The 13391-nt window shown below is 68.8% G+C and carries 17 protein-coding genes; 9 read left to right on the top strand and 8 right to left on the bottom strand.

Going from position 1 to position 13391, the window contains the following annotated elements; all coding sequences use genetic code 11:
• Nucleotides 1-64 precede the first annotated feature (64 nt).
• The 5 genes from hemE to AC3A5T_RS11130 all read right to left on the bottom strand — a co-directional run bounded on the left by hemE (nt 65) and on the right by AC3A5T_RS11130 (nt 4723).
• Entirely contained in the window at nt 65-1138 is a 1074-nt protein-coding gene (hemE, locus tag AC3A5T_RS11150) for a uroporphyrinogen decarboxylase (RefSeq protein WP_487628629.1), read from the bottom strand.
• Between the two features lie 39 nt (nt 1139-1177).
• Nucleotides 1178-1432 (bottom strand): WGR domain-containing protein, encoded by a 255-nt coding sequence (locus AC3A5T_RS11145; protein WP_332078533.1) that lies wholly within the window; start codon nt 1430-1432, stop codon nt 1178-1180.
• 26 nt (nt 1433-1458) lie between these two features.
• Nucleotides 1459-2553 carry a 3-dehydroquinate synthase gene (gene aroB, locus AC3A5T_RS11140; protein ID WP_487628628.1) on the bottom strand — a complete coding sequence of 365 codons (1095 nt, stop codon included), beginning with the start codon at nt 2551-2553 and terminating at the stop codon, nt 1459-1461.
• Nucleotides 2554-2605: 52 nt separating this feature from the next.
• Nucleotides 2606-3199 (bottom strand): shikimate kinase, encoded by a 594-nt coding sequence (locus AC3A5T_RS11135; RefSeq protein ID WP_487628627.1) that lies wholly within the window; start codon nt 3197-3199, stop codon nt 2606-2608.
• 714 nt (nt 3200-3913) lie between these two features.
• Nucleotides 3914-4723: a kinase gene (locus AC3A5T_RS11130; RefSeq protein WP_487628626.1), complete on the bottom strand. Its 810-nt coding sequence runs from the start codon at nt 4721-4723 to the stop codon at nt 3914-3916.
• A 78-nt stretch (nt 4724-4801) separates the two neighbouring features.
• On the opposite strand from AC3A5T_RS11130, the gene pdxH reads away from it, so the two are divergent.
• The 6 genes from pdxH to AC3A5T_RS11100 all read left to right on the top strand — a co-directional run bounded on the left by pdxH (nt 4802) and on the right by AC3A5T_RS11100 (nt 8018).
• The gene (gene pdxH / locus AC3A5T_RS11125; protein WP_487628625.1) at nt 4802-5410 is read left to right on the top strand and encodes a pyridoxamine 5'-phosphate oxidase; all 609 of its coding nucleotides are present in this window, start codon (nt 4802-4804) and stop codon (nt 5408-5410) included.
• A gap of 34 nt (nt 5411-5444) precedes the next feature.
• Nucleotides 5445-5813: a DUF1801 domain-containing protein gene (locus AC3A5T_RS11120; protein WP_487628624.1), complete on the top strand. Its 369-nt coding sequence runs from the start codon at nt 5445-5447 to the stop codon at nt 5811-5813.
• 4 nt (nt 5814-5817) lie between these two features.
• The gene (locus tag AC3A5T_RS11115) at nt 5818-6615 is read left to right on the top strand and encodes a cobalamin-binding protein (RefSeq protein WP_487628623.1); all 798 of its coding nucleotides are present in this window, start codon (nt 5818-5820) and stop codon (nt 6613-6615) included.
• Between the two features lie 100 nt (nt 6616-6715).
• Nucleotides 6716-7333, top strand: a complete 618-nt coding sequence (locus AC3A5T_RS11110; protein ID WP_487628622.1) for an NAD(P)-dependent oxidoreductase — start codon at nt 6716-6718, stop codon at nt 7331-7333.
• Nucleotides 7333-7701 (top strand): DMT family transporter, encoded by a 369-nt coding sequence (locus tag AC3A5T_RS11105; RefSeq protein WP_487628621.1) that lies wholly within the window; start codon nt 7333-7335, stop codon nt 7699-7701. Before AC3A5T_RS11110 ends, AC3A5T_RS11105 begins: the two co-directional genes overlap by 1 nt.
• The gene (locus tag AC3A5T_RS11100; protein WP_487628620.1) at nt 7698-8018 is read left to right on the top strand and encodes a DMT family transporter; all 321 of its coding nucleotides are present in this window, start codon (nt 7698-7700) and stop codon (nt 8016-8018) included. Before AC3A5T_RS11105 ends, AC3A5T_RS11100 begins: the two co-directional genes overlap by 4 nt.
• A 24-nt stretch (nt 8019-8042) precedes the next feature.
• Here the strand turns inward: AC3A5T_RS11100 and AC3A5T_RS11095 are convergent, their stop codons facing one another.
• From AC3A5T_RS11095 to AC3A5T_RS11085, 3 genes are read right to left on the bottom strand one after another with little or no spacing between them, the layout of a single operon-like run.
• Nucleotides 8043-8516, bottom strand: a complete 474-nt coding sequence (locus AC3A5T_RS11095) for a DUF4426 domain-containing protein (protein ID WP_487628619.1) — start codon at nt 8514-8516, stop codon at nt 8043-8045.
• The gene (gene proC / locus AC3A5T_RS11090) at nt 8509-9348 is read right to left on the bottom strand and encodes a pyrroline-5-carboxylate reductase (protein WP_487628618.1); all 840 of its coding nucleotides are present in this window, start codon (nt 9346-9348) and stop codon (nt 8509-8511) included. Before proC ends, AC3A5T_RS11095 begins: the two co-directional genes overlap by 8 nt.
• Before the next feature lie 56 nt (nt 9349-9404).
• Entirely contained in the window at nt 9405-10058 is a 654-nt protein-coding gene (locus AC3A5T_RS11085) for a YggS family pyridoxal phosphate-dependent enzyme (protein ID WP_332078741.1), read from the bottom strand.
• A 179-nt stretch (nt 10059-10237) separates the two neighbouring features.
• Between AC3A5T_RS11085 and AC3A5T_RS11080 the strand changes: the two genes are divergently transcribed.
• The 3 genes from AC3A5T_RS11080 (at nt 10238) to AC3A5T_RS11070 (ending at nt 13325) form a co-directional block, all read left to right on the top strand.
• Nucleotides 10238-11275 carry a type IV pilus twitching motility protein PilT gene (locus AC3A5T_RS11080; RefSeq protein WP_055246947.1) on the top strand — a complete coding sequence of 346 codons (1038 nt, stop codon included), beginning with the start codon at nt 10238-10240 and terminating at the stop codon, nt 11273-11275.
• A 102-nt stretch (nt 11276-11377) separates the two neighbouring features.
• Entirely contained in the window at nt 11378-12508 is a 1131-nt protein-coding gene (locus AC3A5T_RS11075; protein ID WP_159679746.1) for a PilT/PilU family type 4a pilus ATPase, read from the top strand.
• Between the two features lie 190 nt (nt 12509-12698).
• Entirely contained in the window at nt 12699-13325 is a 627-nt protein-coding gene (locus AC3A5T_RS11070; RefSeq protein ID WP_332078545.1) for a superoxide dismutase, read from the top strand.
• Nucleotides 13326-13391: the final 66 nt, after the last annotated feature.

The raw sequence follows: 13391 nt of genomic DNA, 5'->3' as shown, positions 1-13391 counted from the left end.
CTCATCCGCCCTCCGGGCACCTTCCCCCGGAGGGGGAAGGAAACACACGTCGCACTCGCAGGAATCAGCGCGCGCTGTACGCGTGCACTTCGTCGACCAGCACGCCGACGTGGTCGGGATTCATATCCGGCGACATGCCGTGGCCGAGGTTGAAGATGTGGCCGTCGCGCGAGCCGTTGTTGCCGTCGCGGTAGCTGTCGAGCGCGTGGCGAACTTGTGCGCGGATCGCGTCGGGCGCGCCGTAGAGCGTGGTCGGATCGAGGTTGCCCTGCAGGACGACGCGGCCTTCCGTGCGACGCGCGGCGTCGCCCAGTTCGATCAGCCAGTCGACGCCGACGCCTTCGGCGCCGGAGCGCGAGAGCTCGTCGAGATACGCGGCGTTGCCCTTGCCGAACAGGATCAGCGGCGTGCGCCCGGCGCCGTCGCCACGCTGCAGTTCCTGCGCGATGCGGGTCAGGTACGGCAATGAGAACTCGCGGTACATCGCCGGCGACAGCACGCCGCCCCAGGTGTCGAACACCTGCAGCGCCTGCGCACCGGCCGCGCGCTGCGCGGCGAGATAGGCGATCACCGCATCGGTGTTGACCGACAGCAATGCGTGCAGCGCCTTCGGATCATTGAGCGCCATCGCCTTGATGCGGGCGAAATCCTTGCTGCCGCCGCCTTCGACCATGTAGCAGGCGAGCGTCCACGGGCTGCCGGAGAAGCCGATCAGCGGCACGCGGCCGTCGAGTTCACGGCGGATCGTGCGCACCGCGTCCATCACGTAACGCAGGTCCGTTTCCATGTCCGGCACGCCGAGCTTCGCGATGCTGGCCGCGTCACGCACCGGGTGGCGGAACTTCGGGCCTTCGCCTTCGACGAAATACAGGTCCAGACCCATCGCATCGGGAATGGTCAGGATGTCGGAGAACAGGATCGCCGCGTCGAGATCGAAGCGCGCCAGCGGCTGAAGCGTGACTTCGCAGGCGAGGTCGGGATTCTTCGCCATCGCCAGGAAGCTGCCGGCGGCCTTGCGCGATGCGCGGTACTCGGGCAGGTAACGGCCGGCCTGGCGCATCAGCCATACGGGCGTGCGGTCGACGGGTTCGCGGCGAAGCGCGCGGAGGAAACGGTCGTTCTTCAGGACGGCGGACATCGGGACTGGAATTTCCTGGTGGAGGCGGTGGTCGCGCGGTCAGGCCGGCGCGTCGCTGCCGCGGGCGAACATCAACTGGAAGCCGCGCTTGAGCTGCGCATCACGCGCGGCTTCGAGCGCCTTGATCGCGCTGGGCTGGTCGAGGAACTGGTCGCGCCGCAAGGTGCTGCGGCCGCCGACTTGGCCGGTCTCGCGCAACAGCACCCAGCCGCCCAGCAGATCGGGCTGCAGGGTCAGCTGCACGAATCGCGGGGATTCGTGGCCGTCGGGGTGCTGCTGCAGGAACAGGCGCATGGTGCCGATTGTACGGCGTGCCGTGTTCAGGCCTTTTGCAGGACCGACAGCACGGCCGATTCGGGCACATCGCCCAGTACTTCCGCGCGCCCGGCGCCGCGCCAGACGATGAAGCGCAGGCCACCGGCGACCGCCTTCTTATCCAGGCGCATGTGCGCGAGCAGGCGCTCGGCATCGAGTCCGGCCGGCACGTCGACCGGCAGTTGCAGGCGCACCAGCAGATCGCGCAAGCGCTGTGTGTCCGCTGCCGGCGCCAGACCCAGCGCTTCCGACAAGCGCGCCGCCAGCACCATGCCGACCGCGACCGCCTCGCCGTGATTGAGGCCACCATAGCCCTGCTCGGTCTCGATCGCATGACCGAAGGTGTGGCCGAGATTGAGCAGGGCGCGTTCGCCATGTTCGAACGGGTCGCGCGCGACGATCGCCGCCTTGTGCGTGCAGCTGCGTGCGATGGCCTCGGCCAGCGCGGCGTCGTCCATCGCCAGCAGCGCGTCGGCATGGTCGTCGAGCCAGTCGAGGAAGTCCGCATCGCCCAGCGCGCCGTACTTCACCACTTCGGCCAGGCCGGCGCGTAGTTCACGGGGCGGCAATGTGCGCAGCGCGGCGGTATCGGCGATCACCGCACGCGGCGGGTGGAAGGCGCCAACGAGGTTCTTGCCTTGCGGCAGGTCGACTGCGGTCTTGCCGCCGACCGACGAGTCCACCATCGCCAGCAGCGTGGTCGGCAGCTGCACGCAGTCGATGCCGCGCATCCAGCAGGCCGCGGCAAAGCCGGCGAGATCGCCGATCACGCCGCCGCCGAGTGCGAACAGCGTCGCATCGCGGCGCATGCGCGCATCGGCGAGCGCGGTGGTGACTTGCGCGAAATGCGCGAGCGTCTTGGCCGCTTCGCCCGGCGGCAGCACGTGCCGGTGGATGCGCAGATCCGGCCGTGCGGCCTGCAACGCCGCGGCAACGCGATCTGCGTACAGCGGCGCGACGTGCGCATCGCTGACGAGCATCGCATCGCGCCCGCGCACGCTGCGCGCCAGCAGCGTGCCGTCGGCGAGCAGGGACGGGCCGATATGGATGGTGTAGGGCGTGTCGCCGGCGACGGCGACCTCTCGGGCACTGGTGGTCATGCGATCCGGATACGGGTGGGGGATGTGGCCGGCGCGCGGCTCGCGACGCGGCTCATGACGCGTGCGACGAGGCCACGTCGGCGGCGGCGTCGGTAATGACTGTTTCGACGCTGCCTGCCGGCGGATGCCAGTGCGCCTCGACCAGATGGCCGAGCTGGGCAGCGGCCTCATTGCAGGCGTGCGGTCCGGTGTCGAAGCGCAGGTGCGCGGCATCGGCGTACAGCGGCGCGCGTTCGATGGCGAGGCGCTGCAGAACTTCGGTGCGGTCGTCGCCCGCGAGCAGCGGCCGCGTGCGATCGCGCGCCAGCCGCGCGAGCTGGGCGTCGACATCGGCATGCATGTGCACGACGAAGCCGCGCGAACGCAACAGGGCGCGGTTGGCGGGATCGAGCACCGCGCCGCCGCCGGTGGCGATCACCTGGCCGCTGCCGGCGAGGATCTCGACCAGGGTCGCCCGCTCGCGTGCGCGGAAGCCGGCTTCACCTTCGCACTCGAAGATAGTCGCGATCCGCGCACCGGTGCGGACCTCGATCTCGTGATCGACATCGACGAACACCACGCCGAACCGCGCCGCGAGGCGACGGCCGATCGAGGACTTGCCGGCGCCCATCGGACCGACGAGCACGAGGTTAGGGGCGGGGTGCATGGCTGCATGCTAGCAGTGGGGGCGGGAGGCGCCGAACGTTGCAGGCGCAAGTTTTGGCGCGCATCGAGTTTGCTCCGGGTTTCTTGAAACCGGATGCCTTGCGGCTGTGCCCAGACCCGGAGGGCGTCGCACATGGATGGGCGGCGTTTTTCGACCGAGCCGGGATGGCGAGTCGAAGAATCCCGGAACGAATAAGGCGCCATGACGCTGTGATCGGGGCTGGCCCCTTTCCTTTGGTTCCGCTTCTTTGACTCGCATCTTCGATGCTTGCCCCTTCGGGGCTGGCTTCGCCGTTCGCATTGCGTGCGTGGGGCCAGCAGAAGAAACGAACCCGCTTGCCGTAAGGCGAGTGGAAGCGTTGCTGTTGCTTCTCGTTGCAGCGTAAAGCGGAAATCCAACGCTTTCGTCCGCTGACGCGGCCGAGTTCATTTCTTTTGGTTGACGCCAAAAGAAACGGAACCAAAGAAAAACGTCTCCCCGACACGTCCACAGCCCGCGGCTTTGTGTGCACGGGGATTTTCCGACTCGGCATCCTGCCTCGGTCGGAAAACGCCGCCCATCCATGGGCGGCGCCCTCCGGATTGGGGCGTGCACGTTCGCGTTTCGATTTAGCAACGGCAACGGCCAACACAACGGCAACGGCCTCAGCAGCCGCATGGCAAATCCACGGGAGCGGAGATTGTGTCCGTGGCAGAGCGCGAGCCAGCCGCGAGATCACCCCGCCGGAACAATTCCCCGCTCGGCATCGAGCGTCACCACCACATCCGCCAGACCCGGCAACGTCCGCAAGGCCTGGCGGCTCACCCGCTCGTAGTGCTGCACGAACCGGGCAACGCCGGCCGCGTCCATGCCACCACGCCCCGGCTCGGCCACCTGCAGCGCCTGTTCCTGCTGCAGGCGCCAGTCGAAGACGACCTCGAAGCCGGGCGGTTGCAGGAACAGCAAGCGATCAAGGCCGGCCCACAGAGCGGGGTAGTCGCGGGCGAGGGCGGTGTTGCACCAGCGGCGCCAGGTGCCGGTGGGGTCTTCGTCGTGTTCCAGGGTGTTGACCGGCTCGACGAGCGCGCTCGCGGGTTCGGCCGGGGTGCCGATGCACCAACCTTCGAACAGCAGCAGGTCGAGGCCCTGGACCGTCGGCCAGCCTGTTTCCGGCACGCGGCGGTCGCCGAGTTTGTCGAAGCGCGGCAGGCGGGTCGGGGTGCCGGCGCGCACGGCGTCGAATGCGGCGAGTCCCAGTGCGACTTCGTGGGTGCCGGGCGGGCCGCGGGTCGCGAGCAGCGGATGCACCTCGCGGGCGAGCGCCTGGCGGGCGTCGCGATCCAGATACAAATCGTCGAGCGAGAGCACGGCGGCGCGCAGCCCACGTGCGTCGGCGGAGCGGACGACCTGGGCGGCGAGGGTGGATTTGCCGGTGCCCTGCAGACCACTGATGCCCAGCACGCGCGGCGCGCCACCGGGCTGCAGGCCGGTGAGCAGGATGTCGACGAGGGCGTCGGGCCAGGGCGAGGAGGACGTAGCGTGCATCGGGGCACGATAGCGCGGCCTGCGCGCGTGCTGCGCCGCGGTTCGACATCGCAGTGCTCGAGCGGCGATCATCGAGGCATGCACACCGCCACCACGACCCTGCTGTCCGAAGCCCTCGACACCTTCGCCACCCTGTTCGACGAAGCGCAGGGCGCCGGCGAACCCGATCGCACCGCGATGACCGTCGCCACTGCCGCCCTCGACGGCCGGCCGTCGGCGCGCACCGTGCTGCTGAAGGCCTGGGACGAGCGGGGTTTCGTTTTCTATACGCATCTCGACGGCCGCAAGGGCCGCGAGTTGCAGGAGAACCCGCACGCCGCGCTTCTGTTCCACTGGCCGCGCGTGCGCAAGGGCGTGCAGGTGCGGATCGAAGGGCCGGTGGTGATCGTCGCCGACGACGAGGCCGATGCGTATTTCGCCTCGCGTCCGCGCGGCAGCCAGCTGGGCGCCTGGGCGTCGAAACAGTCCGAGGTGCTCGACACGCGCGAGACCTTCGAGCAGCGGCTGGCCGATCTCGAACTTGAATTCGAAGGCCGCGACGTGCCGCGTCCGCCGCGCTGGTCGGGCCTGCGCGTGCGACCGGATCGCGTGGAGTTCTGGTACGGCGCCGAGTACCGGCTGCACGAGCGCTGGCTATACGAATGCGACTGCGCCGGCGATTGCCGCAAGCGGATGCTGTATCCGTGAGATCACGCGCCCCATGAAATCCGTGGTCGCCGCCGTGTCGCCCGATGCCTACGTCGCCGCGCTCGACGGCTGGAGACGGACGCAGGTCGAGATGCTGCGCGACGCGGTGCGCGCTGCCGGACCGTTGGAAGAACGCATCAAATGGGGGCATCCCGTTTATCTGCACGGCGGTCCCGTGCTGCTGATCCGGGCAGAGGAGGCGCGTGTGCTGTTCGGAATCTGGCGGGGCGCACGGCTGCGCGAGATCGAGCCCCGGCTCAAGCGCGGCGGCAAGTACGAGATGGCGACCCTCACGCTCGTCGAGGGTGACGCGCTCGACGCGGCCGTCGCGACGCGCCTGGCCGCGGAGGCCATCGCGCTCAACGCGCGTCTGGGCGATCCCACCGCGCTGGCGGGACGCTGAGCCGATGTCTGGCCCGCGCCGCATCGTCTGCCTGACCGAAGAGCCGACCGAAGTCCTGTACGCGCTCGGCGAGCAGGACCGTATCGTCGGCATCAGCGGTTTCACCGTGCGTCCGCCGCAGGCGCGCAAGGAGAAGCCCAAGGTCAGCGCGTTCACCAGCGCGAAGATCGATGAGATCCTCAAGCTCGAACCGGATTTCGTCGTCGGCTTCTCCGACATCCAGGCCGACATCGCCGCCGAGCTGGTGCGGCGCGGCGTGGAGGTGTGGATCAGCAACCACCGCAGCGTCGACGGCATCGTCGATTACGTGCGCCGGCTCGGCGCGCTGGTCGGCTGCGCGGCGCGCGCCGATGCCTATGCCGACGAACTGCGCCGCGGACTGGATGAGATCGAGGCGCAGAGCGCGCGCCTGCCGCAGCGCCCGCGCGTGTACTTCGAGGAATGGGACGAACCGATCATCACCGGCATCCGCTGGGTCGCGGAACTGGTGCGCATTGCCGGTGGCGACGACGTGTTCCCGGAACTGTCGATCGAGCCGCTGGCCAAGGCGCGCATCCTCGCCGATGGCGATCCGGTGATCGCACGCGCGCCAGACATCATTCTCGGCTCCTGGTGCGGCAAGAAATTCCGCCCCGAGCGCGTCGCCGCGCGGCCGGGCTGGAACGCGATTCCGGCGGTGCGCGACGGCGAGCTGCACGAGATCAAATCGCCGCTGATCCTGCAGCCAGGCCCCGCGGCCCTGACCGACGGCGTGGCTGCGATCGCGCGCATCGTGCAGGCCTGGGCGCAGACCCGGCGCTGATCGCGGCCGGGTTCCCGGAACGGTGGGTTGCACCATCGTCGCCCCGCGCACCGGGCGCGGCGCCTAGCATGGCGCCTCCCCACACCGCAGGTGCAGTCCCATGCAGCGCATCGCCCTTCTCGGCATCACCGGACGCGCGGGCTCGCGTATCGCCAGCGAACTGCTGGCGCGCGGCCATCGCGTCACCGGCATCGCCCGCAACACCGCCGACACCCCGGCCCAAGCCGGCCTGACCCTGCAATCGGCCGACGCCTCGCGCGCCGACGCCATCGCGCCACTGCTCCAAGGCCACGATGTCGTGGTCAGCGCGACGCGCTTCGATGGCGGCCCGACCGCCGACGTGCTCCTCGATGCCGTGCGCCAGGCCGGCGTGCGTCGCCTGCTGGTCGTCGGCGGCGCCGGCAGTCTGGAAGTCGCGCCGGGTGTGGCGCTGATCGACACGCCGGAATTCCCGGAGATCTACAAGGCCGAGGCCGGCGCGGGCCGCCGTTTCCTCGACGCGCTGCGCGGCGCCGACGACGTCGACTGGACGTTCGTCTCCCCCGGTGCGGTGTTCGAACCCGGCACCCGCACCGGCGCGTTCCGCACCGGCGGCGATGCCCTGCTGGTCGACGCGGACGGCAACAGTGCGGTCTCGATGGAGGACTACGCGATCGCCTTCGCCGACGAGATCGAACATCCCGCCCACGTGCGCGAGCGTTTCAGCGTGGCGTACTGATGGCGACGGCGGGACGCGGGACCGGCCGCTACTGGGCGCTGGTGTTCGCTGGCGGTCTGATCGAGACGGTCTGGGTGGTCGGGCTCAAGGCCGCGACCACGCCGCTGGGCTGGACGCTGACGATCGGCGCGATCGCGGTGAATTTCGCATTGCTGATGCGTGCGATCCGCTTCCTGCCGGTCGGTTCGGTCTACGCGGTGTTCTGTGGCCTCGGCGCGGCGGCTTCGGTGATCGCCGAGACCGTGTGGTTCGGCGAGCCGGTGAAGCCGGCGAAGATCGCGCTGATCGCCTTGCTGATCGTCGGCGTTGCCGGACTGAAGCTGGTGACGCCGCTGGCGCCGGCGCCCGACGTGGAGAAAGCGCCGTGACCGGCTGGCTGTTCGTGTTCGCGGCCGGGCTGGCGGAAGTGGCCGGCGTGATCGCGATGAACGCGATCAAGCAGCGGCCGAGCGCGCTCGCCTATGCACGACTGGTCCTGTGTTTCGGCGTGAGCTTCGGCCTGCTGTCGCTGGGCCTCAAGAGCGGCATGTCGATCGCGATCGCGTACGCGGTCTGGGTCGGCATCGGCACGGTGGGCGCAGTGGTCGTCGGCATCCTGCGCTACGGCGAATCGGCGCGGCCGCTGCGGCTGTTCTTCGTCGCACTGGTGCTGGCCGCGGTGGTCGGGCTCAAGCTGATCGGCTGACGTTGTTCGGCTGCGCGCGCGTCGTCAGCGCGGGATGTCGCGGTTGAAGCGCAAGGTGGCGCGTGCGCCGTCCTCGGCGGTGATCCGCAGGTCGAGACGCAGCGTGTCCGGGCCGCTGACGCGCGCGACGGCCACGTGTTCGACGCGGCCGTCGAGATCCACGGCATCGAAGGCCAAGGTCTGGCGCACGCCGCGCAGATCGCGCGCCTCGCCGGTGATCTGCACCGGCACCGACACATCGCCGCGCTGCACGCTGACCAGCACCAGGGCCCGGTCGCGCGCCGGCTCGATCGCGTAGCGCCGGGCGACCGCGGCGCCCATGTGCGCGGCCGGCACCACGCTGGCCATCACTTCGGCATCGCCGAGCATCGTCTGCGCGGGCATCGCGGCGTTCTGCGCGCCGTTTGCCGCGCCCGCGTCTTCGGACGGCGTCTGACCGCACGCGGTCGCCAGCAGCACGAGCGCGGCGAGGCACGACGCGCGCGTGATCTCAGTCATTGGCGGCCGACAGTTCGCCGCCGCGACGTGCGGCGTTGGCGATTGCCTCGCCGACAAGCGTGCGCAACCCGCCGGCTTCGAAGGTCTCGATCGCCGCCTGGGTGGTGCCGCCGGGCGAGGTGACGCGACGCCGCAGTTCCGCCGGCGCCTCGTCGGACTCGACCAGCATCCGCGCCGCACCCAGCACGGTCTGCAGCACCAGCGTGCGTGCATCGTCTGCAGGCAGGCCCTGGGCGATCGCGGCTTCTTCCATCGCCTCGGCCAGCAGGAAGATGTAGGCCGGGCCGCTGCCCGACACCGCAGTCACCGCGTCCATTCGCGCTTCGTCGTCGATCCACACGGTTTCGCCCGCGCTTTCCAGCAGCGCCTGCGCACGCGCGCGTCCGGCAGCGTCCACGCGCGCGTTCGCGAACAGGCCGGTCACGCCGGCGCCGAGCAGGGCGGGGGTGTTGGGCATCGTACGCACCACGGGCACATCGCCGCCGAGCCAGCGGTCGAGCTGGGTCGCAGTGATGCCGGCGGCGATCGACAGCACCAGGGGCCGGGTGGCCTGCGCCACGTCGGCCAGCGATTCGCAGACGCCGCGCAGCACCTGCGGCTTGGTCGCCAGCACCCAGGTCGCGGCGCCGTCGACGGCCTGCGCTGCGTCGGCAAACGTGCGCACACCGAAATCGCGGGCCAGCGCATCGCGGCTGTCGGCGTTGGGATCGACGACGCGGACCGATGCGGCATCGCCGCCACGTGCGACCAGGCCGCCGATCAGGCTGCGCGCCATGTTGCCGCCGCCGATGAAGACGATGGGCGCGGCGGGGGTGTCGTGGAGATCGGTCATGGCGGCTTCGCTGTCGGGAACGCGTCGATGGTAGCCGACCGCCCGCGCGGCGCCGGTCAGGACGCCGGGCGTGCGCCGAACAGGGCCGAGCCGACGCGCACCATCGTCGCGCCCTCGGCGATCGCCAGTTCCAGGTCGTCGCTCATGCCCATCGACAGCGTGTCGATCGCCGGGTCCTGCCCGGCCACGGTGTCGAACAGCCGGCGCATGCGCGCGAAGGCATCGCGGCGGCGTTCGGGTTCGGCATGCGGGGCAGGAATCGCCATCAGTCCGCGCAAGCGCAACGACGGCGCCGCGCGGATCGCCGCGACCAGTGCCGGCACTTCCGACGGCACGCAGCCGTGCTTGCTCGACTCGTCGTCGATGTTGACCTGCACCAGCACGTTCAGCGCGCCACGCGCGGCCGGGCGGTGCGCGGCCAGCGCGTCGACCAGCTTCGTCCGGTCGACGGTCTGCACCCAGTCGAACAGCTCGGCCGCCTGCTTCGCCTTGTTCGACTGGAGGTGGCCGATCAGATGCCATTCGAGGCCCAGCCCGGCCAGCGCGCCGATCTTGTCCGCGGCTTCCTGCACGTAGTTCTCGCCGAACGCGCGTTGGCCCGCGGCGGCGAGCGCGGCGATGGCGTCGGCAGGGTGGCGTTTGCCGACCGCCAGCAGACGTGGCGGCGCTGGCCGCGCGGCGGCGGTGGCCGCGTTCGTCAGACGCGACATCACGGCGTCGAGCGCGGCGCGCGCGGGGAGCGAAGTCACGGGAATCGGGTGTCCGGGCAGGTGTGAACGGGCTGGTTTTGTGCAGGGTTTACAGGTCTATACTGCCGCCGGGGACAGGGAGGCGCCAGCCGGGAAGGCTCGCTGCGCGCCCTGTGCGGATCATCATCAAGGGGTGTTGCATGGATATCGCCGAACTGTTGGCGTTCTCGGTCAAGAACAAGGCGTCGGACCTGCATCTGTCCGCAGGACTGCCGCCGATGATCCGTGTCGACGGCGACGTGCGCCGCATCAACATCCCCGCGCTCGAGCACAAGCAGGTGCACGCGCTGATCTACGACATCATGTCGGACAAGCAGCGTCGCGACTTCGAAGAGTTCCTCGAGGTCGACTTCTCGTTCGAGATTCCGGGCCTGGCCCGCTTCCGCGTCAACGCGTTCAACCAGAACCGCGGCGCCGGTGCGGTGTTCCGGACGATTCCGTCGGAAGTGCTGACCCTCGAAGACCTGAACTGTCCGCCGATCTTCCGCCAGCTCATCGACCAGCCGCAGGGTCTGATCCTGGTGACCGGCCCGACCGGCTCGGGCAAGTCGACCACGCTCGCGGCGATGATCGACCACATCAACAAGAACGAATACGCGCACATCCTCTCGGTCGAAGATCCGATCGAGTTCGTGCACACCTCGCAGAAGTGCCTGATCAACCAGCGCGAAGTGCACCGCGACACGCACGGCTTCAACGAAGCGCTGCGCTCGGCGCTGCGCGAAGACCCCGACTACATCCTGGTCGGCGAGTTGCGCGATCTGGAAACCATCCGCCTGGCGCTGACCGCCGCGGAAACCGGCCATCTGGTGTTCGGCACGCTGCACACCTCCAGCGCGGCCAAGACCATCGACCGCATCATCGACGTGTTCCCCTCGGGCGAGAAGCCGATGGTGCGCTCGATGCTGTCCGAGTCGCTGCGCGCGGTGATCTCGCAGTCGCTGCTGAAGAAGGTCGGCGGGGGCCGGACCGCGGCCTGGGAAATCATGGTCGGCATGCCGGCGATCCGGAACCTGATCCGCGAAGACAAGGTCGCGCAGATGTACTCGGCCATCCAGACCGGCCAGCAGTACGGCATGCAGACGCTCGACCAGCACCTGCAGGATCTGGTCAAGCGCGGCCTGATCACGCGTCCGGCCGCCAAGGAATACGCCAAGGACAAGCGTCTGTTCGAGTGAGGCGTGAGTCGTGAGGAGGTAGGACGTCAGTCGTCGCCTCCGGCACTCCCCGCGCCGCCCTGACGTTTCACGCCTTACGCCTCACGTCTTACGGAGTTCGACATGAGCAGCATCGACTTCACCTCGTTCCTTAAGCTGATGGCCCATCAGAAGGCCTCGGATCTGTTCATCACCGCCGGCATGCCGCCGTCGATCAAGGTGCACGGCAAGATCTCGCCGATTACCCAGAACCCGCTGACGCCACAGCAGGCGCGCGATCTGGTGCTCAACGTGATGACCCCGCCGCAGCGCGAGGAATTCGAGAAGACCCACGAGTGCAACTTCGCGATCGGCGTCTCGGGCGTCGGCCGCTTCCGCATCTCGTGCTTCTACCAGCGCAACCAGGTCGGCATGGTGCTGCGCCGGATCGAGACGCACATCCCGAGCGTGGAAGAGCTCAACCTGCCGCCGATCATCAAGACGCTGGCGATGACCAAGCGCGGCATCGTGATCTTCGTCGGTGCGACCGGTACCGGCAAGTCGACGTCGCTCGCGGCGATGATCGGCTACCGCAACCAGAACTCGACCGGCCACATCATCACGATCGAGGACCCGATCGAGTTCGTGCACAAGCACGCGGGCTGCATCATCACCCAGCGCGAAGTCGGCATCGACACCGACAGCTGGGACGCAGCGCTGAAGAACACGCTGCGCCAGGCGCCGGACGTGATCATGATCGGCGAGGTGCGCACGCGCGAAGGCATGGACCATGCGATCGCCTTCGCCGAAACCGGCCATCTGGTGCTGTGCACGCTGCATGCGAACAACGCCAACCAGGCGATGGACCGCATCATCAACTTCTTCCCCGAAGACCGTCGCAACCAGCTGCTGATGGACCTGTCGCTGAACCTCAAGGGCGTGGTCGCGCAGCAGCTGATCCCGACGCCCGACGGCAAGGGTCGGCGTGTCGCGATGGAGATCATGCTCGGCACGCCCCTGGTGCAGGACTACATCCGCGAAGGCGAGATCCACAAGCTCAAGGAAGTCATGAAGGAGTCGACCAACCTCGGCATGAAGACCTTCGACCAGGCGCTGTTCGAGCTCTACCAGGCCGGCGAGATTTCCTACGAGGACGCGCTGCGCTACGCCGACTCCGCGAACGAGGTGCGTCTGCGCATCAAGCTCGCCCAGGGCGGCGACGCGCGCACGCTGTCGCAGGGTCTCGACGGCGTCGAGGTGGCCGAGGTCCGCTGACCGTTCGCCTCCATCGCGAACGCTCGACAGGCGCCCCGCATCCGCGGGGCGTTCTGCTTTCTTATGGGCGCCCGCAACGCAGTGTTGCCACAGACCGTCACGTCGCAGCGGTATCGTGACGCCGCCTTGTCGCCAACTTGACCCCGTCCGGGGGACAATGCGGCGCATTCATTCACGAAGGAGATCGCTGATGGCCTACACCCTCCCCGAGCTGGGTTACGCGTACGACGCGCTCGAGCCGCACATCGATGCCAAGACGATGGAAATCCATCACACCAAGCATCACCAGACCTACATCAACAACGCCAACGCCGCGCTGGAAGGCACGCAGTGGGCGGACACGTCGGCCGAAGACCTGATCGCCGATCTCGACGCGCTGCCGGAAGACAAGCGCGGCCCGCTGCGCAACAACGCCGGTGGCCACGCCAACCACTCGCTGTTCTGGACGGTGATGTCGCCCAAGGGCGGCGGCAATCCGGTCGGCGACGTCGCCAAGCACATCGACAGCGACCTCGGCGGCTTCGATGCGTTCAAGGAAGCCTTCACCAAGGCTGCGCTGACCCGTTTCGGCAGCGGCTGGGCGTGGCTGTCGGTCGACAAGTCGGGCGTGCTGAAGGTCGAAAGCAGCGCCAACCAGGACAACCCCCTGATGAAGGGCATCGGCTCGGGCAACACCCCGATCCTCGGCCTCGACGTCTGGGAGCACGCGTACTACCTGAACTATCAGAACCGTCGTCCCGACTACATCGCCGCGTTCTACAACGTCGTCGACTGGAACGAAGTCGAGCGTCGCTACCAGGAAGCGGTCAAGGGCTGAGTTTCCCCGCCTTGATGCAGTCCCGTTCCGGCCGCGCAAGCGGCCGGAATGCTGTGCGGAACTCGT

It is taken from the genome of Luteimonas sp. Soil_C_16 (genome assembly GCF_057657295.1).
This window is presented reverse-complemented; position numbering and strand designations above follow the sequence as displayed.